Here is a 23,264-nt window from a genome sequence, read left to right as displayed (position 1 = left end):
ACTGTTTATATAGGATTAAAAATGTTTTAATTTTGAAAAATGACTAAAGTGTATATGCAATTATTATTTAAAGAAGTATGTTAGCAGTATTTTAGGTACGATTTAAATTATTAAGACGTTTTTAGTACATTTGAAAAAATTTCATACAAAGATACTACTTAAATGAGTAATACCTCAAGCCAATACGACAGCGTTATTGCCCAATGCAGGCAACTTTACATAAACAAAATGACCGATTATGGCAGCGCATGGCGTATACTTCGCCTGCCGTCTTTAACAGATCAGATATTTATTAAAGCCCAGCGCATACGCAGCCTTCAGGAAAATGAGGTGCGCATGGTTAATGAGGACGAGACCGGCGAATTTATTGGTATTATTAACTATGCTATAATGGCGCTTATCCAGCTGGATAGGGGTGTGGCTGTGCAACCGGACCTGGGTGTTGCCGAAGCCACTGCTTTGTACGACGAGAAAGTGCAGCTTACCAAAACACTTATGGAAGCTAAGAACCACGACTATGGCGAGGCTTGGCGCGATATGAGGGTTAGCTCGCTGACCGACCTGATACTGCAAAAAATACTTCGCGTAAAGCAGATCGAAGATAATAAAGGTAAAACACTGGTTAGCGAAGGTATCGACGCTAACTACCAGGACATGCTTAATTACGCCGTTTTTGCCCTTATTTTAACCGGGTACGCGCAATAACAAGTCATTAACAAATACAAAGGCCTGATGCCTTAATTTTGGGGAAAGCTTTATACCAATGAAAGACATAAAAAAATACCTGCCCTTAGCACTGCGCATCATCGTATCGTTTTTGTTCCTGCTATCGGCAACAGCCAAACTGTACGATTCGCCTTATTTTGCCATTACCACGTTCGAAATGAAACAGTTAATTCCGTTAGGTTTTCCGGAAGGTCTGGCGGTTTATTTTTCGCGTACGCTTATTGGCTTTGAGTTTGCCCTGGGCTTTTTGCTCTTGCAGCCCCACTACCTTAAAAAATTAGTAATTCCCACTACCATAGCACTTTTAGCGGTGTTTATCATCCAGCTTAGCTACGAAATTGCCACAAAGGGCAACGCGGGCAACTGCGGCTGTTTTGGCGAATTACTGCCCATGACACCCATAGAGGCTATTATTAAAAATATGGTTGCCATTGGCTTGTTATTGTGGCTGCTAAAACTGCTTAACCCGTGGGCCGACCGCACCAACATTTGGGTACTTACCACCGTGATATTTGCCTGTATACTGGCCATTTTTATGATAGCCCCTATTGCCAGGCAAACTACAAGTGCAGTAGCTTTTACACCGGAAACCACAGCCGACAGCTTAGCTACCGAAGAATTGCAGGTTGAAGCAGTAACCGAAATTACTACGCCAACAGAGGCTACGGGTATTGAAACACCTGCACCTGTAACAGAAGCCCCTGCGGCCGAAGCGGCACCCAAGCCGGTAAAGTCGATCTATTCGCAATATTTTGCGGCTGCCGATAAAGGCAAAAAAATAGTGGGCCTCTTTGCACCGGGCTGCGAGCATTGCCGGGAAACAGTAAAACAGCTTGCCGAAATGAAGGCTAAGGATAAAAACTTTCCTGAACTTTACATTTTGTTTATGGATGAGGAAGCCGACCTGATTCCGGATTTCTTTAAATTTGCCGGAGCGCAGTACCCGTATAAGGTGCTGGATGTGGCTACCTTTTGGAAAACACTGGGCAACAGCCGTGATACACCGGGGGTTTTCTATTTATGGAACGGTAACAAGGTAGCCGAATGGGACGGTATTGCCGAAAAGAAATTTGTGGCCGCCGATTTACTGAAAGCCCTTAAAAAATCATCTTCTGAAATTAAAAAATAATTGATAAAGTACCTTTTATACAAAACGGGCTATGCACTGCTCACGCTTTTTGGCGTGGTTACGGTTATATTCTTTTTGTTTACGGTACTGCCCGGCGACCCTGCCCGCATGATGCTCGACCAGAACGAAAATTCGGAGCAGTTGGCCATTATCAAAAAAAAATATGGGTTCGACCAGCCGGTCAGCACCCAGTATTTTTATTATTTAAATGATCTTTCGCCGGTATCCTTCCACAGCACAACACCCGATGATTACACGTATCTGGCCGAGGGTAAATACACCGCAGCAAAACTGTTTACCATTGGCAACACCACCACAGTTTTAAAAGCACCTTATTTAAGGGAGAGCTTCCAGAAAAGTGGCAAGAAGGTAACCCAGGTAATAGGCGATACCCTGCCCAATACCGTAGTACTGGCCTGCTTTGCCATTGTTATAGCCATAGTAATTGGTATAGCGTTGGGCGTAGTGTCGGCCTTGTATAAAGACACGAGGATAGACCGTACCATAGCACTTGTTAGCACGTTAGGCATGAGCCTGCCATCGTTTTTTGCGGCCATACTGTTTGCCTGGGTGTTTGGTTTTCTGCTTCATAAATACACGGGCCTGGACATGACGGGCAGCCTTTATGAAGTTGATGATTTTGGCGAAGGCTCTCACATAAAATGGAAAAATATAATATTGCCGGCTATAGTGCTGGGCATCCGTCCGCTTGGGGTGGTAATACAGTTAATGCGTAACTCGCTGCTGGAGGTTATGGGTCAGGATTACATCCGTACCGCCCGTGCCAAAGGGTTAAGCGAGCTGAATATCATCCGGAGGCATGCGCTTAAAAATGCGCTAAACCCTGTGGTTACGGCAATATCGGGCTGGTTTGCCAGTATGCTTGCCGGTGCCGTGTTTGTAGAATATATTTTTGGGTGGAACGGTCTCGGCAAAGAGGTGGTAGAGGCCTTAAACACGCTCGACCTGCCCATAATTATGGGGTCGGTACTGGTAATAGCTGCCACCTTTGTGGTTATAAACATACTGGTCGATATTATTTATGCATGGCTGGACCCAAGGATAAGGCTGGAGTAAAGCGCACTTTGCGAAAACGATAAAATAAATTTTACTGATGGCCCGATGTTAAATATTTTGCCTAAGGCAGGGAGTAGTTCGGTTGCTTATCGTAAATTTGTTACTCTTTAATTTAAAAAAGAACAATGAAAAAAATACTTTTATTACCCATATTACTGTTCGCCATGATATCATGCACGCAGGCACAAGAGGCTACCAGCTTTGGTAAAGAAGCCCTTGAAGCTAAAATGACTACATTAGATGGCAAGCAGATTGCCTTTAAAGACATACTTGCCAAATACAAAGGCAAAACTATTGTAATTGATGTTTGGGCATCATGGTGCCCGGATTGTATTAAAGGCATGCCAAAGGTGCACGACCTGCAAAAACAGTTTCCGAATGCCGTTTATTTGTTCCTATCTTATGACAGGGTAGATGATAAATGGAAAGCGGGCATTGAAAAATATGGCGCCAATGGCGATAACTACCACGTGGGTACCAGCATGAAAGAGGGCGCTTTTGCAGCCGATATTAAACTGGACTGGATTCCGCGTTATATGGTGGTAGACAAAAACGGCAAAATTGCCCTGTTTAAAGCCATTGAGGCTGACGACGCTAAACTTGTAGAGACATTAAAAAAACTTAAATAATGAGAAAAAAAATCGTTGCAGGTAACTGGAAGATGAACAACGACATTCAGCAAACAGAAACGTTGCTGGAAGACATACTGGCTAAAAAGCCGGAACAAACAATTGCTAAAATTGTTGTAGCACCAAGTTTTGTTAACCTTCAGGCTGCTGTAAAGCAAACTGCCGGCACTAACGTTATTGTGGCTGCACAAAACATGCACCAGTCAGAAAACGGCGCTTTTACAGGCGAAGTTTCTGTAGGCATGCTAAAAAGCATTAAAGTAAACACCGTTATTTTAGGCCACTCAGAGCGCAGGGCTTACTTTGGCGAAACCAATGCTTTACTTGCACAAAAAGTGGATACGGCTTTAAGGCACAACCTAACCATTATTTTTTGCTTTGGCGAAGAATTGGCCGACAGGCAGAACGAAAACCATTTTAACGTGGTGGAGAGCCAGTTAAGAGAAGGTTTGTTTCATATTGGTGAAGCCGACTGGAGCAGCGTTGTACTGGCTTACGAGCCGGTTTGGGCTATTGGCACAGGCGTAACAGCATCTGCAGAGCAGGCTCAGGAAATGCATGCGTTTATACGTACACTATTACGTGAGAATGTAGGCAACAAAATTGCCGAAGAAACGTCTATCCTTTACGGAGGCAGCGTTAAGCCGGACAATGCGGCCGAGATTTTCTCTAAACCGGATGTAGATGGCGGCCTTATTGGCGGCGCATCGCTTAAAGCAGATGACTTTTTAGGTATAGTTGCAGGTATGCAGGCTTAATTCCTAACGGATATATAGATTAGAGCGGTAAGAAATTACCGCTTTTTTTATGTTTTAACGTTACCTTATAAGTAATTTCTTTCGGGTTACTTTTTTGAGCCGTAAATTTGAGATACAATTAAAGAAATGTAAATGGAAGCAATTTATACAGCAGTAGCTACTGCAAAGGGCGGCAGAAATGGCCACGTAAACTCGTCTGACGGGATTTTAGACCTCGAAGTGCGCATACCTAAAGAAATGGGTGGCCCGGGCGGATACACCAACCCCGAGCAGTTATTTGCCGCAGGCTATGCCGCATGTTTTGAGAGTGCGCTGAACCATATAGCACGCGAAAAGAAAATTAAGGTAGACGAAACTATGGTTACCGCCGAGGTGTCTATTGGCAAGAATGATGCAGGCGGCTTTGGCCTGGCCGTTAAACTGCACGCCAACATTAAAGGCATTACCGCCGAAGTTGCCGATGAGCTGGTTAAGGCAGCCCACCAAACCTGCCCCTACAGCAATGCAACGCGTGGCAATGTAGATGTTGACCTGACGAGCAGCGTTGACTAAATAAACAAAAAGCGGTAATTTCTTACCGCTTTTTTTATGTCCTGTTTTGTCTATTTACTTTCTTTAAGTACCATATCTATGGTGATGGCACCGGCAAGAATAACAATTTTGTTGGTGTTTTCGGGGTAATCAGGGTTGATGTTTACGTTGTATTTATCGGCCGATGTAAAGATCTCTTTTACAGCACCTGCCCATTTTTTGCTGATGTTGCCAATTTGCACGCCCTTAGCATCGGTAATGGTAAAATTCCAGGCTTTCCAGTCGCCGTTAATTTCGGCAATCTGGGTTTCGGTAGCATCAAAAATCTTAAAGGTGGGTTTAAAAAATTTGAATTTTTGTTTGATGGTGCCAATTACATTATCCTGTGGGTCTTTAATAACAATTTTAGACATCCAGAAAGTCCACCCGCGCGAGATTGACGCCTGAACTTCGTCTTCGGTATTTTTAATTTCCAGTAAAAACGGCAGCATGGGTTTTTTAAGCAGCAGCCTTAGCATTTTTTGACCGGTGGTAAGCTTTTGCTTAACGGCACCCACATGCGCGCCTATATCATTATAAATATTGTAGGTATTCTCGAATTTAAAAAAGTTGACTTTCTCGTCTATAAAATAACTATCAGAATCAAAAAAATTAAAGGCCATTGGTTTGTTGTTTGCTCTTACTCGTTTGGCTTTTCAGAATTTCGCCCCGTTTTTTATAGTGGGCTCCGGACTCCACAAATTGGTTGGTTTTGCCGCTAAAACAGCAGGTATGGGCGAAGTTAGTAAAATATAGTTTGGGTAATGGTTGGGCTGCACGGATAATTATAGATTAAATCTTAATATCCGTACTTTCCGGTTGCAGGTATTTCATACGTTATATTTAATTCGCTTAGAAAGTCCCGAAATTTTCCCCAGGTTTTATAATTACTAAGTAGGCCGGGAGGTAGAGTTAAATCTTTAGAAATAGTGTAATTGCGGCATTGCAGGCATATATCTACAACATAGCACTGACCTTTTTGATATAAAAGCAATGCATGGTGCGGATTGTAACAGGAAACAGATTCTATATCTGATGTTGTACTATAAGTTAAAGAATCATATAAATGTATTACAGATGATTTATCCAGCTTTATTCTTTCTTTTACTGATTTAAAATTAAGCGAATCTTTTTCTACAAATCTCACCCAATAACCTGATTTTCCATTCTTATTAATCTTGTAGCCATAATCGTGACTTACTATTACTACAGAGTCGGCAGCAATAAGTTTATCCTTAAAATTACTTACCTGTGCGTGCAGCGATAATGATGAGGTAAGAATTATAAATAGTGCTAAGAGAATTTTTTGCATAGAAATTTATTGGTGCTTCCTGATTTTCCGAGTTTTCAGAATCCTTTATCCATATAACCAAATCCACGAATAGCCAAATTAACTATTCTTTGATTCTGATCTCGAACATTTTATCCCACTTTTTACCGGTAATAAAAAAGGTTTTGGTTTTAGGGTTGTAGGCAATACCGTTAAGAACGTCTTTATCAATATTGGTCACTTTTTTATCAAGGTCGGCAAAGTTAAGCACGCCCTCAACCGCACCGGTGGCAGGGTCTATAATAGCTACGGTGTTGGTTTGGTAAATATTACCGTAAATTTTACCGTTAACCCACTCCAGCTCGTTGACAGATTTTACCTTAGCACTTTCGGTATATACATTAATATAGTCTACCTCTTTAAGGGTTTCAGGGTCAAGTTTATATATCTTTTCTGTACCGTCGCTTTGGTACAGGTGGGTATCATCGTGCGTTAGGCCCCAGCCCTGTATAGGCTTGGTGTATTCAAACTCTTTTATTTTTTTAAGATTGTCGGCATTGTAAATAAAACCGGTGTTCTCTTTCCAGCTCAGCTCATAAATTTTGTTGTTAAAAATGGTTATACCCTCGCCAAAGTAGCGTCCTTCTAAAGAGATCTCCTTGTACATAGCACCCGTTTTATAGTCGGTTTTACGCAGTTTCGATTTTCCGTACTGGCCGGTACCCTCAATAAGGGTATCGCGGTAAAACTCAAGTCCCTGCGTGTACGATTCGGTATCGTGCGGATAGGTATTTACAACCTCGTAAGCCAATATTTTAGCCTTAACATTGCTAACCAGCTCTACGCGGGTAGTAGCCTCGGTACTTTTACCTTCGTGATACACCAGCGCTTTAATGTTCTGGTAGCCGAATTTCTGGTCTTTTAGGGGGGCATCAAACTTTTCGTTACCCTTTACCGTACCTAATTTTTTATCGTTAAGATAATATACAACCGAGTCTATTGCCACATTATCGACGTTAACTACCGTTAACGGAACCGATTCCTGAGGCTGATATTGCCCTTTTAGGACCGTAGCGTTAATATTAAAAGAAATATTTTTATTGTTACAGGCCGTTACAGCCGCAGCCAATAAAATGAAAGCTAAGAGGTTATGTTTTTTCATGTGCTTAATAAAAGATAAGGCAATATACAAAGCTATTTTATATTGGCAATGCACTTGCAAAAATACAAAAAGGTTGTATATTTGCGGCGGCAAGTCCTACACGACCAGCTCCTGCAGACTCCTCCAGGGTGGGAACACAGCAAAGGTATGTGGTTGTAGCGGTGCGATGTAGGTCGCTTGCCATTTTTTCTTTTTTTACTTCAGGTCTCCGTAAGGGGATTTTTTAGTTTATAGCCGGTTCGGTTTTCTTCAAAACAAATAGGTGTGCACGTATTTTACAGCAGTTGGTAAAAATCCTGTAGCATACATTAGTCTATTTCGCCTCAAAAAAGTATTTTCGCTCTTTGCTTTTTTAAGGCATACTTCAAGATAAAAAATATGAGTAAAGTAATATTTATAACCGGCGGATCATCGGGCATTGGCAAAGCCACAGGCGAATTTTTACTAACCAAAGGCTACAAGGTGTATGGCACGAGCCGCGACCCTAAAAAGGTTCCGGGCAGCCCATTCCCGTTAGTAGCGTTGGATGTGCGCGACACTGCAAGTATAAAAGCTGCTGTTGCACAGGTAATTGCCGAGGCAGGTACTATAGATGTACTGGTTAATAACGCAGGCGTAGGCATTACCGGCCCGCTTGAAGAAATTCCTGCCGAGGAGATAAAGAACAACTTTGAAACCAACCTGTTCGGACCCATTGAGGTTATGAAAGCCGTATTGCCGCACATGCGTGCCCAAAAAAGCGGACTTATAATTAATGTTACCTCTATTGCAGGCTACATGGGCCTGCCGTACCGCAGTGTATATTCGGCATCCAAGGGGGCGCTGGAGCTTATTACAGAGGCGCTGCGCATGGAGGTTAAGGGCTTTGGTATTACCATTACCAGCGTGGCTCCCGGCGATTTTGCCACCAATATTGCCAGTGGGCGCTACCATGCCCCGCTGCTTAAAGGATCGGCCTATGAGGTGCCTTATGGCGCTACCTTAGACCTTATGAATACGCATGTAGATGCCGGCAGCAACCCGCAGCAAATGGCTGAGGCTGTGTATGCCATTATGAAAACCCCAAACCCCAACGTGCATTATAAGGTGGGTGTTTTTATGCAGAAATTCTCTATCGTGCTTAAGCGAATTTTGCCTGATAAAGTTTACGAAAAAATGCTGATGAACCATTATAAATTGTAGTTTTGCAACGCAGTTAAACACAGCCAAAAAAGCTGTTTTATATGTATTTAAACAACATAAACCTTATATCATGAAGTTTTTTATAGACACGGCAAACCTTGCCCAGATTAAAGAAGCCCAGGAACTTGGAGTACTTGATGGCGTTACTACTAATCCATCTTTAATGGCTAAAGAGGGTATTACCGGTAAAGACAATATCCTTAAACATTATGTAGACATTTGCAACATTACCGATGGCGACGTAAGTGCCGAGGTTATTGCTGTAGATTATGATGGTATGGTTCGCGAAGGTGAAGAACTTGCCGAACTGCACCCACAAATTGTTGTAAAACTGCCTATGACCAAAGATGGTGTTAAGGCTGCCAAATATTTTACTGATAAAGGTATAAAAACTAACGTAACACTTGTGTTTTCTGCCGGCCAGGCATTGCTTGCCGCTAAGGCAGGTGCTACTTACGTATCGCCGTTTATTGGCCGTTTGGATGATATATCTGTAGATGGTTTACAACTTATAGAAGACATTCGCCTTATTTACGATAACTATGGCTACGAGACTGAGATTCTTGCAGCTTCGGTTCGCCACACAATGCACATTGTAAATTGTGCTAAAATTGGTGCCGATGTTATTACGGGTCCGCTTTCTGCAATTGCAGGTTTATTAAAGCACCCACTTACTGATAGTGGCCTTGCTCAGTTTTTAGCAGACTACGAAAAAGGCAACAAATAATACCGAACGGTATATTTTTGAATTAACGATAAATAAACCCAAAAAATAATACCGATTGGTATATTTTGAGGATTTTATACCGATATAAACAGGGTTTTCTCAGGTTGAGAAGCCCTGTTTTTTGTTTAAAAACGTTCGTCGATAAGTGATTTATTAACCAGTGCACCCACCTTATTACCCGATGCTACCGCGTGCGCAATAGAGCGGTAAAGCGACAGGCAATCGCCTGCTGCATAAATGCCGGGTATAGAGGTTTCCATGCATTTAGAAATGTATATAAAACCCTTCTCGGTAAACTGCAACCCTAACTTTTCGGGTATGTTACATTGTTGATTAAAAGGTAGTTGTGTGTAAATAACTTCCGGACTATCGGATTCTGTATCTTTAAAATGCAGTTTTTTAATGATGCCGCCAGACTCTTCAATGTAATCAATTTCGTTTTCTACCACCACAATATTATGGCTATTGAGTTTCATAACTTCCTGAGGGCTAAGGGTGCTGGTGCCGTTGGTGTATAGTGTGAGCTTGTCGGTCCAATTGCGGATTACTTTGGTGAGTTCAAAACCCATATCACCATTGCCAATAATACCGGTAACTTTGTTATTGTGCTCATAGCCATGACAGTATGGGCAGTGCAATATGCTGATACCCCAGCATTCGGCAAAGCCGGGGATATTCGGAATAAGGTCAGTAACCCCTGTGGCGAATATAATTTTGTGTGCTGTAAAGTTTTGATTGTCAGTGGTAAGTACTTCGAAAGTCGTTCCGTTTGGTAGTACTTCCTCTGCAAGTGCATCTAAAAATCTAACGGTAGGATAGGCTAAAACCTGTGCCCTTGCCCTGTTGGAAAGATCGGTAGGCGAACTACCATCATTAGTTATAAAGTTATGAGCCTGAGGCGCTTTGGTGTTGCAAGGGTTGCCGCTGTCTATAACCAGAACGCGACGCATCGACCTGCCCAAGGCCATAGCTGCTGAAAGGCCCGCATAGCTTCCGCCAATAATAATAACGTCGTATAATTGTTCTAATTTCATGCTGATGGCTTATAATCATAAAGTTAACCATCACAAAACAGATACTGCGCAACTTTAACGTATCATTTAACAGCGCGCGAAATAGGTTGGAAATCAGCGTTTTGAACTTACTCAATAACCATATCCTTGAGCTTTTGCCTGTAGGCTTCGAGTACTTTTTCTTTGTAAATAAAGCCGTAGTAGCGGTCGTCTTTAAGAACGGGGAGGTAGCTAACATGCGTATTTTCAAACTTTTCCATGATCATTTCGATGGAGTCTTCTACCGATGCCACCTCTGCGGGGAGGGTCATTAGTTCGTCCATCGTGGCGTATTTTACCTTAAAAGCACTGAATATCATCTGCCTTATGTTTATAAAATCGACCACGCCCAGCAGGCGGTTCTTATCATCGGTTACCGCAAAATGGTTGTATTGGGTGTTGGATAGTAATGCAATAACATCTTCGGCTTTCTGGTTTACCGACAGGGTTGGTAAATCGCTGGTAACCACCTCCATAATATCAAGGCTGGAAAGTATGTTCTTATCTTTATTAGAGGTAAACACCTGTCCTTTATCGGCAAGGTGCTTAACATCCATAGAGTAAGTTTCGAACTGTTTTGATACCGCAAAGCTGATGGATGACACTATCATAAGCGGTACCATAAGATTGTAACCGCCTGTAATTTCGCCAATTAAGAAGATAGCCGTAAGCGGCGCATGAAACAACCCGCTCAAAATACCGGCCATGCCCACAATGGTAAAATTGTCTATTGGCAGGTTTTTAGAAAAGCCCAACATAGTAAAGAATTTGGCTACAAAAAACCCAAGGTACGACCCCACAAAAAGCGATGGCGCAAAGTTACCGCCGTTGCCTCCGCTGGCAAGTGTTAACCCTGTAGCATAGGCCTTTAACAGCATGGTAATACCTGCAAAAAGCAGCAGTACCCAGCCGTTTTGCTTAAATTCTTCTAATATTGTGTTGTCTAATAGCTCTTCGGGGTGGGCGTTAGAGAGTATCCTGATGCTTTCGTATCCTTCGCCAAAAAGTGTGGGGAACATAAAGATGATAAGCGCCAGCGGAATAGCACCGTATAGTGCTTTGCGGTAGCCTTTTATCCTTAGTTTGGCAAAGTGCGCCTCGACTTTTTGAAAGGCCTTTGCGTGGTACAACGATACAAAACCTGCAAGCAGCCCCAGTACTATATAGTACGGAATGTTGTGCCAGTCGAAATGTAAAGGGCGCCTAAAAGTCAGCAAAACCTCTTCGTTAAGTACTATGGTTGAGACTAATGCGCCTGTAGCGGCCGATATCATAATTGGGATAAAGGCCGATATGGTAACATCGGTCAAAATTACTTCGATAGAGAAAAGCACGCCTGCAATAGGGGCGTTAAACGCAGCAGCAATACCCGCAGCCACACCGCAGGCCAGGAGCAGTATCCTGTCGTTTTTAGAGAGTTTGTATTTGCGTGCAAAGTTAGATCCAAAGGCCGCACCGGTAATGGTAATGGGAGATTCGAGTCCGGCAGATCCGCCAAGGCCAACCGTTAACGATGCCGTGATTATCTGGGCATACATTTGCTTACGGGGCATAATTCCGCCCTTTTTTGCCACGGCAACCAGTATGCGCGAGCTGCCTTTTTCTATCCTGCCATCAAGCACGCGCTTAACCACAAAAACGGTTAGCAGTATGCCTACAATGGGCAGTATACTGTTAATATAGGGTAATTTTAGATATCTGTTTACGTAGGTAGCCCCCAGGAAAACGTTATGCGCAAAGCTTTTAAGTACAATTACTGCAAAAGATGTAGAGAGCCCCACCAGTATGCACGACAGGTAAATAAAATGCCTTTCGGACAAAAGGCTTTTAAGTAGAAAGAACAAGGCTTCGAGCCGACCGAGGTTGTGCCGAAAAAACAACCTGATCCTGGTGATAATGCGATTGGGCATTTAGTAGAAAAAATTTGAGGATTTGCAATAAAACGCTAAGATAATTCTTTTACTAAAAATTTTCAACCCATTTTATATATTTTTTAAGGCTTCGCGGGTACTTAAGGGTTTTAAATTGGCGGTTGCTACAAAATTGCGCACCACATCAGGATCGGTCTTGGCATGCTCGCGCAATGCCCAGCCAATGGCTTTTTGTATAAAAAATTCTTTAGAATGGCTGTGCTTTTTACATTCGACAAACAGCAAATCTACATTGGTAGCTTTTTTGTAACCAAGCTGAAATAGTATAACCGACCGGTTAAGCCACATGTTATCCGAATCGGAAAATCGCTTAATTACTGTTGGAATCTGTTCCGGAAACTGTTGCAGGTAGCCGCCCAGCAGGTATTTTGCAATAGTGTCTACGCTATCCCACCAAGCGTGGGTAACCAAAAGTGTTTCTATCAGGGCTATATCCTCTGTAACAAACTTATTTTTAAGCTGTTTCGTTACAATTTCTATAGCCGTATAATGGTATTCACGCTGGGGCTTGCGGTATAATTCCAGCGCAATTTGGCGAGCGTTGCCGCTAACTTCGTCCTTATACTGTACAAGTAAATCTTTGGTAAGTGCGCGCCTAACATCGGTCTTTAGTCCGTAAAAAGGGAAAAGGCCCTTCATGTATTTTGCCATTGCGCCGGCATTGGTGGCCGATGCATTTTCGGCGAAAGCCCGGCTAAGTGCTGGTATAAAATCCATTACAGCAGTGCTGCTTTTTTCTCTTCAACATGCTTTTGTATCTGCACAAAAAACGCGGTGAATTCCGCCTCAAACTCGGCATAAAATTCATGCAGTTCCTTTATAGAGCCTTTCATGCCGCTTTTATTTTTGGTACGCTGGTCCATTTGGGTTAGTGTTCTGGCAATACCTTCAATAGAAGCGTAGCTAACCAGCCAGTTGTATTGCAGCATGTGGGGCAGCATGCCCTTAGAGCGTTCGGGCAAAATATCGTAATTATCCTGTAGCAATTGGTAAAAATCGGCGGTGTATTTTTCTAACGGTATGTTGCTGTAATTAGACCAGTTCTTAGCTAAAAAGTGGTCGTAAAAAATATCCATAATAACCGCAGCATAGTGGTGGTAGCTGGCATGCAGGCGTTTAGTGCCCAGCCTGAAGATGGGGTGAACATCGGTATAACTATCTATAGCGCGGTGCAGCATGATGCCTTTTTGTATGCCCGGCGGAAAATCATCGGGTTTACCGTGAATGCCATCGGCTATAAAATTGCCAATCTTAAGTTCGTCGTTATCGCCCGAAAGGTATATGTGTGCTAAAAAATTCATAGACCTAAGATAGGGAAAAAGTTTTTAATGAAGAAAGTTATAGGGTTTCAAAGTAGCAAAGTCATCAGGTCGTAAAGCTGCGCCTGTCTATCATCTATTATCTTACGTCTGCCCGTCCTGCTCTAATATTCCTAAAATCTGTTAATCTAAAAATCTAAATAAGTTATCTTTGCTTTTACAACAAACACATGCAAAATGACTTTAATTAAATCGATATCAGGCATAAGGGGTACAATTGGCGGCCACACTGGCGACAACCTTACCCCGGTAGATGCTGTAAAATTTGCTTCGGCTTACGGAACTTTCCTTAAAAATAATTCGGATAAAGAAAAATTAACGGTGGTAATAGGCCGCGATGCGCGTATTTCAGGCCCTATGATACACAATCTTGTTATCAATACCCTTATAGGCCTTGGCATTAATGTAATAGATCTTGGGCTTAGCACCACGCCAACGGTAGAGGTTGCCGTGCCTATGGAAAATGCCGATGGTGGTATTATACTTACCGCAAGCCACAATCCAAAACAATGGAATGCCCTTAAACTTTTAAATGCCAAAGGCGAATTTTTAAGTGGCGATGATGGCGCTAAAATACTGGAAATTGCCGACGCTGAGGCTTTTAATTTTGCCGATGTAGACAGCCTGGGCGAAATTACCATTAACGATGCCTATATGGATATACATATAGACGAGGTGCTAAACCTGCCGCTTGTAGATGCTGATGCTGTTAAAAAGGCCGGTTTTAAAGTGGTGGTAGACGGCGTAAACTCGTCGGGCGGTATTATAATACCCAAGCTTTTAGAGCAAATGGGTGTAGAGGTGGTTAAGCTGTATTGCGAGCCTAACGGGCATTTTCCGCACAACCCGGAGCCGCTTAAAGAGCACCTGGGCGATATTTGCAAGCTTGTGGTGGAGGAGAAAGCCGACTTTGGTATTGTAGTTGACCCTGATGTTGACCGCCTTGCGTTTATTAGCGAAGATGGCGAAATGTTTGGCGAAGAGTACACCCTTGTGGCGTGTGCTGATTATGTGCTGGGCAAAACGCCGGGCAATGCGGTTAGCAATATGTCGTCTTCGCGTGCGTTGCGCGATATTACACAAAAATATGGCGGTACTTATGAGGCCAGCGCTGTTGGCGAGGTAAATGTGGTGGAGCTAATGAAGCAAAATAACGCCATAATAGGTGGCGAGGGCAATGGCGGTATTATTTACCCGGAGCTGCATTACGGCCGCGATTCGCTGGTGGGTGTGGCGTTGTTTCTTACCTATCTGGCCGAGAATAATATCAAATCGGTTGCGGCACTAAGGGCTTCGTACCCTCAATATTATATGAGTAAAAATAAGATTGAGCTTACCCCGCAAATTAATGTAGATGCTATTTTAGAGGCTATGGCGGGTAAATATATCAATGAGCAACTATCTACAATAGATGGCGTTAAGATTGATTTTGCCGATGAGTGGGTGCATTTACGTAAATCGAATACTGAGCCAATTATAAGGATTTATACCGAGGCGCAAACGCAGCAAAAAGCCGATGACCTTGCGGTTAGGATTATTAACGAGATTAAAGCCGTAGCGGGAATCTAAGCCATGAAAAATACCTTACTGGCTGCTATAGCCCTTTTGTTTTTTGCAAACGCCCAGGCCCAAAGGCTTAGCGATACCGACCGTGCCCTTGTTAAGGGCGGCGACAGGAATGCTAAAATGCGGTTGCTTCAGGTTACTGAGGCGGCCGATTTAAAGGTTTTACAAACCCTTTCTACCAATATAGACGTAAAAGATGAGTCGCTTTTGCTACTAACCCAGCGCATGTATGCCACGGTTAAAGACACGGCGCACCCCGGCGTAGGCATTGCCGCACCGCAAATAGGCATCAACAAAAATGTTATCTGGGTGCAGCGTTTTGATAAGCCCGGCGAACCGTTTGAGGTGTACCTTAACCCCAAAATTACATGGCGATCGGCACTTATGAGAAAGGGTGCGGAGGGTTGTTTATCGATTCCGGACATTAGGGGAGACGTGTTGCGCAACTATACAATACGCCTTACTTACTTTGATTTAGAAGGTAAATTTCACGACGAAATGGTAGAAGGCTTTACGGCGGTTATATTTCAGCACGAAACAGACCATTTGTTAGGTATCTTGTTTACAGACAGGCTTGCGCAGCAATCTAAGCAGCAATATAGCCTTATAAACGCCGAAGTAAATTTATATTTAGAAAAATTGCTTAGAAGACAATAATTATCAGCTAATTAGTGTTATATTAGCATTGTAAGTTAAAATTAATTAACAGTCGCACCAAGTTTGCCAGGCGCGGCTGTTTTTTTTGTGCCCAATTTTAGTTGTTGGTTGTTGGTTGTCAGTTGTTGGCAACTTCACTCTCGCACTCGCACTCAATCTAAAATCTAAAATCTAAAATGGATACTGATTTTACTGATGATGATATGGCTCATTTCTTAAAATGGTAAATGCCCTGTATACCTGCTCTATAAAAAACAGGCGCACCATTTGATGCGAAAACGTCATGGCCGATAATGATATTTTGCCTTGGGCTTTACTGTAAACGGCATCGCTAAAGCCATAAGGCCCGCCAATTACAAATACCAGTGTTTTAATGCCGGAATTCATCTTTTTTTGAAGCTCGTCTGAAAATCCTACGCTGCTAAAATTTTTGCCGTTCTCGTCGAGCAAAATAAGCTGGTCTGTGGCCGATAGCTTAGCCAATATAAGTTCGCCCTCTTTTTCTTTTTGCTGTGCCTCGCTCAGGTTTTTTACATTCTTAATATCCGGAATAATTTCCATATCAAACTTAATGTAGAACGACAACCGCTTTTGGTAATCGTCTATAAGGGTTTGCAGGGCTTTATTATCGGTTTTGCCTATGGCTATAAGTTTGATGTTCATGTACGTGAGTCGAAAGTTTGTAAAGTCTTAAAGTCGAAAAGTTTGTAAAGTTACAAAGTATAGGGCAGTTTTAAAATTTATAAATAGAATCTACAATGCTGCGGGCTACTTGGGGCCTGTAGTGCGATGTTTCGTAATAATTGGTATAATCGTTAGTGATGGAATTTATACCCGAAAAATCGTAAATATTTTCATTGCCAAATAACTGTTTTAGATAATTTACATCGGCAACAGCAAGCTTTTTCTGGTTGTAAAGCGGGCTAATTACTATCTTATAATTGGTGTTATGTTTTTTTAGTATGGCGGCTATTTCCTGTAGCATTAGCCGGTGTGCTTGTTTAAGGCTGGACTTGTAATAATATTGTGCGGTATCTCTTTTATAAAATAACGCCATACGTTCGGGTGTGTAAAATGTTCCGTTTTTAATTTCGCTGTGTGCATATGTATTTTGCACTTCGTTGGTAATTGGGTTATAGTTAATAGGAGTAACAAAAAAACTGCGTTTCATGTATGGTTTTACAGTACCGGAGAGTTTGTAATCCAGATATGGAAGTATAAACTTCGCCGATAAAAACGCCTTTAAATAGGTATAATGAAACTCTAAAATGTTTGCATTATCTAAAAGCTGCGGTGCATTTACAAATAAAGGCCCGGTAGCGGGCTTTATGTCTACAAGCAGGCTATGGTCTATAATTACAAGAGCGTTATTTAGCTTTACGCCTTTGTTATCCAGGTACACAAGTTTTTTATGTAAGGCAAACAGGCTTTCGCCGGAAGCATCAAAATGATAGGGTTTTGCATTTGCCGGAAGATGTTCCTGCCATTGCGCAATGCTATAAACCATAGAGCGTGAACTGCCAAAAATAAAAGAGTTATACTGCTGTTTGGCGTAGCGATTTTCAAAATTAGTAGTGCTTACATACTCTTTATTTAAAGGGATGCCGGTTTGCGAACCCGAAATATAATACGAGTCGTAATACCATAAAACCTTAAACGGATCGAGCCACGCATAGGTGCCTGCCACCAGTAAAACCGGTGGAATTATAAATTTGAGTAGTAAAATAATAAAGTTTTTCATGCTTTAAAAACCAAGGCGTACTTCAAATTAATAAATAGAATCTAAAATACCGGCTGCTACATGTGGCCTGTAATGTACGGCCTCGTAGTAATTTTGGTAGTTATTGGTAATGCTGTTAATACCCGAAAAATCGAATACATTTTGCGCTCCGAAAACCTGCCTTAAATATTGCATATCGTCAGCGCTTAGCTTTTTCTGGTCGTAGCAGGGGTTTATTATTATTTTATAATTGGTGTTGTTATCTTTTAAAACCGAGGCTATTTCTGCCAGTAGTTTCTTTTGTTTTTTCTTTATACAAGTCTTAAAATAGGTTTGTACGGTATCCCTCTCATAAAAAACCGACATCCGCTGCGGCGTATAATAGGTACCATTAGCAAGCTGGTCTTCCATAATTTGAGAGTTCATCTCGTTAGTAACCGCGTTGTACTGTATGGGCCTGTAAAAAGTGGGCACCATATAGGGCTTTAATTGGCCGGTTAGTTTAAAGTCGATGTAATAAAAGATGAATTTATACGATAAAAATGCCTTTAAAAATGTAGCATGGTAGGTTAGTGTGTTGCAATCAGAGTCTATAAGGGGGCTTACTGTAAACAAATGGCCATTATCCGGGCGGCTTTGTCGCAACAGTTGCTGGTCTACAAAAAATACGGCGTTTTTAATGGAGGTTTTTGTGCTGTTTATAAGGCTCAGCTTTTTGTTTAAGGCGTAGAGGCTTTCGCCGGCGCCATCAAAATGGTAGGCACTTGCAGGCTGGGGCAGGTGCTTTTGCCAGTCGGCCACCTGGCAGGCTAAAGAACGCGAGTTACCAAAAATAAACGAATCGTATTTGTACTGTTTGTATTTATTTTTAAAATTGGCTGCCCCTGCAATGCTTCGGTTAACGTGGATGCCCGGTTTGTTATTCTCAAAATAGGAGTCATATTGCCATATAACCCGGAACGGATCGGCTACTACATAAATGCCTATAACAACTATTATGGGGATTAAAAACTTTAGAATAAGCACTATAAATTGTTTCATGGCTTAAAACTGAAAGTATATAAATTGCTCATCTTTACCTGCAAACAGGCATATTGCTATAATTATGGCGTAGTACAATGCCCATCGAACCGGCCTTTTCCAGGTTTGCCCCATTTTTTGTATGGCATACTGGTTTTCGCGCCCAAGCCATTCTACAAAAAAGAAAATACCGGTTAGCACTAAGGTTAACACAGCAATTTTTTTAGTGGGAATATCAGGTGCTGTAAACAAGCTCTTAGAGAGCATCCTGCCAACATAACCGTAGGCGTGCGCCATGCTCTCGGCCCTAAAAAATATCCAGGCAAAGCCTACCAGCATAAAGGTGGTTAGCATGCCCACAAGCTCTTTAACCGATGGCAGCAAACGGCCTGCAGCCACAATGTCTAAATTTTTACGGTTGTTGTTGGTAAGCAGCAACGGCAAAAAATACAGGGCGTGCAATAGCCCCCATACAATGAATGTAAACTTAGCCCCGTGCCAAAAACCGCTTAGCAGAAATATGACGAATATGTTGCGGACTTTCTTTAGCGTGCCAACGCGGCTTCCACCAAGGGGAATATATACATAATCTCTAAACCAGGAGGATAACGATATGTGCCAGCGCCGCCAGAATTCGGCAATATCGCGCGAAAAATAGGGGTAGGCAAAGTTGCGAAGCAGGTCTATGCCAAACAATCGTGCTGTGCCCAGGGCAATATCGGTATAGCCGGAAAAGTCGCCATAGATCTGGAAGGTAAAAAACAGCATGCCTAAAAATAAGCTGCTTCCCGAATAGTCGTCGTAATGGTCGAAGATAAGGTTGGCATATTCGGCACACATATCGGCAATAACCACTTTTTTAAACAAGCCCCATAATATCTGGCGCAGGCCGTCTTTAGCCTGGTCTAAATTAAAGGTACGCTTTTGCTTAAGCTGTGGCAGCAGGTGTGTGGCACGCTCTATAGGGCCGGCCACCAGCAGCGGAAAAAAGCTTACAAAAAGGCTGTAATCTATAAAGTTGCATTCGGGCTTAATACGGTCCTTGTAAACGTCTATAATATAAGAGAGGCCATGAAAGGTGTAGAACGATATACCTACCGGCAGAATGATGCCAAGGGTCGTTGCATGCGCCTCTAAGCCAAAGCCGTTGAGTAGTTGTGTAAACGACTGGGCAAAAAAGTTATAGTATTTAAAAACGCCTAAAAAGCCCAGGTTAATACCAATACTAAGCCATAGCCAGGTTTTTTTTAGTTTATGATTATCGGTTGCTGCTATCTGTAAGCCTGCGGCATAATCCAAAAGGGTAGAAAACAGGAGCAGGAATAGAAAGCGCCAATCCCAACAGGAATAAAAAAAGTAGCTGGCAGCCAAAAGCAGTATGTTTTGCTGCCTGTAGCTGTTGCGCGCCAAAAACCAGTAAAGTATAAATACTACCGGTAAAAATAGGGCGAACTGTATGGAGTTAAAGAGCATTTTTTTATGGAGCTGAGGGTTGTTGTGGGCAAGTTATTTGTTTTTAAACTTCTTTATAATGGCTTTTATTTCAGGGTCGTCCAGTTCGGACTCGTTAATTATTATATCACCTTTATAAAAATTGTTTTGGTCTTTACCAATGCAATTTTCGCTGTCAATAAGTGTAAAACTGGCTACATCGGCTCCCTGTATTTGACCGAAATTAACATCATACACCTTATATTTGTCAATGGCATAGCAATTACCTAAATTTTTAAACGTGTTATAGTCGGCATCTATAATACTAAAACCACCAATGCCCGAATTTCCCCAAGAGTGGTAAATGTGTTTACTGTCTTTAAAAAAAGCGCCCAAACCATATTTGCTACCTGCAAAAAACTTAAAGGTTTTTAGCTCGATAACATCTTTGTAAGGTGTATGTAATTTGTTATCAAATGTTGTTATATAATAAGGTATGTATGCTCCTACACATTCAACATAGTATGCCGACTTTCTGCCAATATCTCCATTTTTGTTTATCCAAAGCAGGCTGTCTGTTGTGGCAGGTTTCCATAATAATGCTGCATTTTGCTGTTCTGCAGCAGCTTCTAAGCTGTCTTTTCTGCTTATTTTTGTTACAGTTGCAAGTGTTTTATCCTGTGCCGTTGCAGCAACAGACAGTAGTAATAATATAATACAGCTAATTAAGGCAGCAATTGCATTTTTCATATTACTGATTTATCAGGGCAATAAACTCGTCTTCGGTAATAATGGTAACCCCAAGCTGATTGGCTTTTTCCAGCTTTGCAGGGCCCATATTATCGCCCGCTACCACATAATGGGTTTTGGATGAGATGGAGCTGCCCACTTTGCCGCCGTTATCTTCAATGGCTTTTTTAAGCTCATCGCGCGAGAATTTTGCAAACACGCCCGATACCACCACTATTTTTCCGGCAAGCTTATCGCTCACGGTAGTATCGGCAACAGCCACAGCCTCAAGCTGAACACCGTAGCCTTTAAGGCGCTCAACTATTTTAATATTCTCTTCGTTTTCAAAAAAGCCCAGCACGCTTTGCGCGATACGTTCGCCAATCTCGTCTACTAATACCAGGTCCATTAGCGAGGCTTTCGCCAGATTATCGATGGTTTTGTAGTGGCGGGCCAGTTTCTTGGCAACCGTTTCGCCCACATACCTTATACCTAAAGCATACAGCACGCGCTCAAACGGAATTTCCTTTGACTTTTCGATACCGTTAATTAGGTTATCGGCCGATTTTTCTGCCATACGCTCCAGCGGAATAATCTGCTCTTTTTTAAGCTCGTATAAGTCGGCATAGTTATGCACCAGGTCAGAATTATAGAGCAGGGCAACGGTTTCGCCGCCAAGGCCCTCAATATCCATTGCTTTACGCGAAATGTAGTGTTGTATGCGCCCAATTATTTGCGGAGGGCAACCGTAAAAGTTAGGGCAGTAATGCTGTGCCTCGCCCTCTTTGCGCTCCAAATCGGTAAAACATTCCGGACATTTATCTATATAAACCGTTGGCATTAAATCGTCAGGGCGTTTGGTAAAGTCTACTGCAATAATTTTTGGTATAATCTCGCCTCCTTTTTCTACAAACACCTCGTCGCCCTCGCGAACGTCGAGTTTTGCAATCTGGTCGGCGTTATGTAGCGAGGCGCGTTTAACGGTGGTACCGCCCAGCTGAACCGGCTCTAAGTTGGCAACCGGCGTAATGGCACCCGTGCGGCCCACCTGGTAGGTTATTTTATGCAGGCGTGTAGCAACACGTTCGGCCTTAAATTTATAGGCAATTGCCCAGCGCGGACTCTTAGCCGTGTAACCAAGCTCTTCCTGCTGGTGCAGGTCGTTTACCTTAATAACCACACCATCGGTCTCGTAAGGCATGTCGTGGCGGTGCGTATCCCAATGGTCTATAAAGGCAAGCACCTCGTCCATAGAGTTGGCAAGCGTGGCCTGTTTGGGTACTTTAAAGCCCCACTGGCGTGCTTTTTCTAATCCATCAAATTGGGTTTTAAACGGCAGGTTATTGCCTATTATAGAGTACAGCAGGCAGTCTAACGGACGTTTGGCTACCTCGCCGCTGTCTTGTAGTTTTAAACTACCCGAAGCCGTATTACGCGGATTGGCATAAGGTGTTTCGCCAATTTCTATAAGTTCCTGGTTCATTTTGGCAAAGCCCTGTAGCGGAAGGATTATCTCGCCTCTAATGTCGAATTTCTCGGGATAATCGCCCTTAAGCTTTATGGGTACGGCCTTAATGGTTTTTATGTTGGTGGTAACCTCGTCGCCCTGAAAGCCATCGCCACGGGTAACGGCTTTAGTAAGGCGGCCATTTTCGTAGGTAATACTTATGGATGCACCATCATATTTAAGTTCGCAGGTATATTGCACGTTAGTAGTGCCCAGGCCTTTATGTACGCGTTTTTCCCACTCCAAAAGTTCTTCTTTAGAATAAGAGTTATCCAGCGAATACATGCGCTGCTCGTGTGCAATGGTATTAAAATTCTTGGTAATGGCGCCGCCCACACGCTGGGTAGGCGAATCTTCGTCGAAATATTCAGGGTGTTTGGCCTCAAGCTCCTGTAATTGTTTGAGTTTGATGTCAAAATCAAAATCAGAAATAGTAGGGGCATCAAGTACATAATAGTTGTAATTGTGCTGGTTAAGCTCTTCGCGCAGCGCCTGAATGGTTTGGAGGATGTCCATTAAATTAAAAGTTTGTTTGCCCTGCTAATTTAGAAAAAAAATTAGAAAGGTGCTGAGGTTCTTAGCCGCTTAGTGTCTCAGCCTCTAAGAACCTCAGTCCCTAAGTTCCTCCAGAGCTAAAACATATCCTCCAGCTGCTTATACAGCACGCCTTCGCTTAAAATGGCGCCCTGCTCTATAAGGCTGAATATGGCAATGTTACGGTCTTCGGTAAAATCTTTTTTGCCACGGGTAATGTGCACCTCGTCGCTAAAAATATTTTCGTTAAGCCATTGCAGGCCGCCTTCGGTTAAAAAGTCGGCGGTAGGGGTGTGGGCATGTATAACAATGCTTTCCATACCCTGTTGGTCCAGCTTAAACAAAAAAATGTGGTTTTTAGAGTAATGCTCCAGCCATTGGGCCTTTGTAATAACCGAGTCCCATATCAGGTCAGAGAACACATCGAGCTGGTGTTCGGCGGTTTCGGGTTTGGTGGCTTTAAGTTCATCCCAGGCGGCTTTATCTATAGATTGCGATGCCAGAAAGGTAATAAACTCCGGGTGAAGCTCTTCTAACTGTTCTTTTGTTAAGCGGGTATATTTCATGT

24 protein-coding genes and 1 other RNA gene are annotated in these 23,264 nt (G+C 42.6%); 11 read left to right on the top strand and 14 right to left on the bottom strand.

Features of this window, described 5'->3' with window-relative positions:
* Positions 1 to 162 precede the first annotated feature (162 nt).
* From G509_RS0110270 to G509_RS0110245, 6 genes are all read left to right on the top strand, one after another.
* Positions 163 to 705 carry a DUF1599 domain-containing protein gene (locus tag G509_RS0110270; RefSeq protein WP_026991456.1) on the top strand — a complete coding sequence of 181 codons (543 nt, stop codon included), beginning with the start codon at positions 163 to 165 and terminating at the stop codon, positions 703 to 705.
* 58 nt (positions 706 to 763) lie between these two features.
* The gene (locus G509_RS0110265) at positions 764 to 1,855 is read left to right on the top strand and encodes a MauE/DoxX family redox-associated membrane protein (RefSeq protein ID WP_026991455.1); all 1,092 of its coding nucleotides are present in this window, start codon (positions 764 to 766) and stop codon (positions 1,853 to 1,855) included.
* A complete protein-coding gene (locus G509_RS0110260) occupies positions 1,856 to 2,932 on the top strand; it encodes an ABC transporter permease (protein ID WP_026991454.1) in 1,077 nt (358 codons plus the stop codon).
* A 125-nt stretch (positions 2,933 to 3,057) separates the two neighbouring features.
* Positions 3,058 to 3,561, top strand: a complete 504-nt coding sequence (locus G509_RS0110255; RefSeq protein WP_026991453.1) for a TlpA family protein disulfide reductase — start codon at positions 3,058 to 3,060, stop codon at positions 3,559 to 3,561.
* Entirely contained in the window at positions 3,561 to 4,319 is a 759-nt protein-coding gene (gene tpiA, locus G509_RS0110250) for a triose-phosphate isomerase (RefSeq protein WP_026991452.1), read from the top strand. The genes G509_RS0110255 and tpiA overlap by 1 nt, the downstream gene beginning before the upstream one ends.
* A 132-nt stretch (positions 4,320 to 4,451) precedes the next feature.
* Positions 4,452 to 4,871, top strand: coding sequence for an organic hydroperoxide resistance protein (locus G509_RS0110245; protein ID WP_026991451.1), 420 nt, complete (start codon positions 4,452 to 4,454; stop codon positions 4,869 to 4,871).
* Between the two features lie 50 nt (positions 4,872 to 4,921).
* Here G509_RS0110245 and G509_RS0110240 read toward each other — a convergent pair whose 3' ends face one another.
* From G509_RS0110240 to G509_RS0110230, 3 genes are all read right to left on the bottom strand, one after another.
* Complete coding sequence (locus G509_RS0110240) at positions 4,922 to 5,512, bottom strand: LURP-one-related family protein (RefSeq protein ID WP_026991450.1); 591 nt, start codon at positions 5,510 to 5,512, stop codon at positions 4,922 to 4,924.
* 176 nt (positions 5,513 to 5,688) lie between these two features.
* Positions 5,689 to 6,201 (bottom strand): hypothetical protein, encoded by a 513-nt coding sequence (locus tag G509_RS0110235; RefSeq protein WP_026991449.1) that lies wholly within the window; start codon positions 6,199 to 6,201, stop codon positions 5,689 to 5,691.
* 82 nt (positions 6,202 to 6,283) lie between these two features.
* Positions 6,284 to 7,321 (bottom strand): glutaminyl-peptide cyclotransferase, encoded by a 1,038-nt coding sequence (locus tag G509_RS0110230; RefSeq protein ID WP_026991448.1) that lies wholly within the window; start codon positions 7,319 to 7,321, stop codon positions 6,284 to 6,286.
* A gap of 87 nt (positions 7,322 to 7,408) precedes the next feature.
* On the opposite strand from G509_RS0110230, the gene ffs reads away from it, so the two are divergent.
* The 3 genes from ffs to fsa all read left to right on the top strand — a co-directional run bounded on the left by ffs (position 7,409) and on the right by fsa (position 9,230).
* An RNA gene (gene ffs / locus G509_RS23095) (signal recognition particle sRNA small type) lies at positions 7,409 to 7,506 on the top strand.
* 193 nt (positions 7,507 to 7,699) lie between these two features.
* A complete protein-coding gene (locus G509_RS0110225; protein ID WP_026991447.1) occupies positions 7,700 to 8,503 on the top strand; it encodes an SDR family oxidoreductase in 804 nt (267 codons plus the stop codon).
* Between the two features lie 70 nt (positions 8,504 to 8,573).
* Positions 8,574 to 9,230, top strand: coding sequence for a fructose-6-phosphate aldolase (fsa, locus tag G509_RS0110220; protein WP_026991446.1), 657 nt, complete (start codon positions 8,574 to 8,576; stop codon positions 9,228 to 9,230).
* 125 nt (positions 9,231 to 9,355) lie between these two features.
* Here fsa and G509_RS0110215 read toward each other — a convergent pair whose 3' ends face one another.
* From G509_RS0110215 to G509_RS0110200, 4 genes are all read right to left on the bottom strand, one after another.
* The gene (locus G509_RS0110215; protein ID WP_026991445.1) at positions 9,356 to 10,264 is read right to left on the bottom strand and encodes an NAD(P)/FAD-dependent oxidoreductase; all 909 of its coding nucleotides are present in this window, start codon (positions 10,262 to 10,264) and stop codon (positions 9,356 to 9,358) included.
* 107 nt (positions 10,265 to 10,371) lie between these two features.
* Positions 10,372 to 12,192 (bottom strand): chloride channel protein, encoded by a 1,821-nt coding sequence (locus G509_RS0110210; protein ID WP_026991444.1) that lies wholly within the window; start codon positions 12,190 to 12,192, stop codon positions 10,372 to 10,374.
* Between the two features lie 72 nt (positions 12,193 to 12,264).
* Complete coding sequence (locus tag G509_RS0110205) at positions 12,265 to 12,930, bottom strand: DNA alkylation repair protein (protein ID WP_035738830.1); 666 nt, start codon at positions 12,928 to 12,930, stop codon at positions 12,265 to 12,267.
* Complete coding sequence (locus tag G509_RS0110200; protein ID WP_026991442.1) at positions 12,930 to 13,514, bottom strand: acyl carrier protein phosphodiesterase; 585 nt, start codon at positions 13,512 to 13,514, stop codon at positions 12,930 to 12,932. The genes G509_RS0110205 and G509_RS0110200 overlap by 1 nt, the downstream gene beginning before the upstream one ends.
* Positions 13,515 to 13,709: 195 nt before the next feature.
* Between G509_RS0110200 and glmM the strand changes: the two genes are divergently transcribed.
* On the top strand, positions 13,710 to 15,101 hold the full coding sequence (glmM, locus tag G509_RS0110195; RefSeq protein WP_026991441.1) for a phosphoglucosamine mutase: 1,392 nt from the start codon (positions 13,710 to 13,712) through the stop codon (positions 15,099 to 15,101).
* Positions 15,102 to 15,104: 3 nt separating this feature from the next.
* Positions 15,105 to 15,755 carry a peptide deformylase gene (gene def / locus G509_RS0110190; protein WP_026991440.1) on the top strand — a complete coding sequence of 217 codons (651 nt, stop codon included), beginning with the start codon at positions 15,105 to 15,107 and terminating at the stop codon, positions 15,753 to 15,755.
* A 189-nt stretch (positions 15,756 to 15,944) separates the two neighbouring features.
* Here def and rlmH read toward each other — a convergent pair whose 3' ends face one another.
* The 7 genes from rlmH to G509_RS0110155 all read right to left on the bottom strand — a co-directional run bounded on the left by rlmH (position 15,945) and on the right by G509_RS0110155 (position 23,262).
* On the bottom strand, positions 15,945 to 16,418 hold the full coding sequence (gene rlmH / locus G509_RS0110185) for a 23S rRNA (pseudouridine(1915)-N(3))-methyltransferase RlmH (RefSeq protein ID WP_026991439.1): 474 nt from the start codon (positions 16,416 to 16,418) through the stop codon (positions 15,945 to 15,947).
* Between the two features lie 70 nt (positions 16,419 to 16,488).
* On the bottom strand, positions 16,489 to 17,496 hold the full coding sequence (locus tag G509_RS0110180; RefSeq protein ID WP_026991438.1) for a hypothetical protein: 1,008 nt from the start codon (positions 17,494 to 17,496) through the stop codon (positions 16,489 to 16,491).
* A gap of 27 nt (positions 17,497 to 17,523) precedes the next feature.
* Complete coding sequence (locus G509_RS0110175; protein ID WP_026991437.1) at positions 17,524 to 18,516, bottom strand: hypothetical protein; 993 nt, start codon at positions 18,514 to 18,516, stop codon at positions 17,524 to 17,526.
* Between the two features lie 3 nt (positions 18,517 to 18,519).
* A complete protein-coding gene (locus G509_RS0110170) occupies positions 18,520 to 19,968 on the bottom strand; it encodes an MBOAT family O-acyltransferase (RefSeq protein WP_026991436.1) in 1,449 nt (482 codons plus the stop codon).
* A gap of 33 nt (positions 19,969 to 20,001) precedes the next feature.
* Entirely contained in the window at positions 20,002 to 20,676 is a 675-nt protein-coding gene (locus G509_RS0110165) for a DKNYY domain-containing protein (RefSeq protein ID WP_026991435.1), read from the bottom strand.
* A 1-nt stretch (position 20,677) separates the two neighbouring features.
* A complete protein-coding gene (gene ligA, locus G509_RS0110160; RefSeq protein ID WP_026991434.1) occupies positions 20,678 to 22,678 on the bottom strand; it encodes an NAD-dependent DNA ligase LigA in 2,001 nt (666 codons plus the stop codon).
* 116 nt (positions 22,679 to 22,794) lie between these two features.
* On the bottom strand, positions 22,795 to 23,262 hold the full coding sequence (locus tag G509_RS0110155) for a DUF6495 family protein (protein WP_026991433.1): 468 nt from the start codon (positions 23,260 to 23,262) through the stop codon (positions 22,795 to 22,797).
* Positions 23,263 to 23,264: the final 2 nt, after the last annotated feature.

The sequence above is a fragment of the Flavobacterium subsaxonicum WB 4.1-42 = DSM 21790 genome, assembly GCF_000422725.1.
Lineage (GTDB): Bacteria > Bacteroidota > Bacteroidia > Flavobacteriales > Flavobacteriaceae > Flavobacterium > Flavobacterium subsaxonicum.
This window is presented reverse-complemented; position numbering and strand designations above follow the sequence as displayed.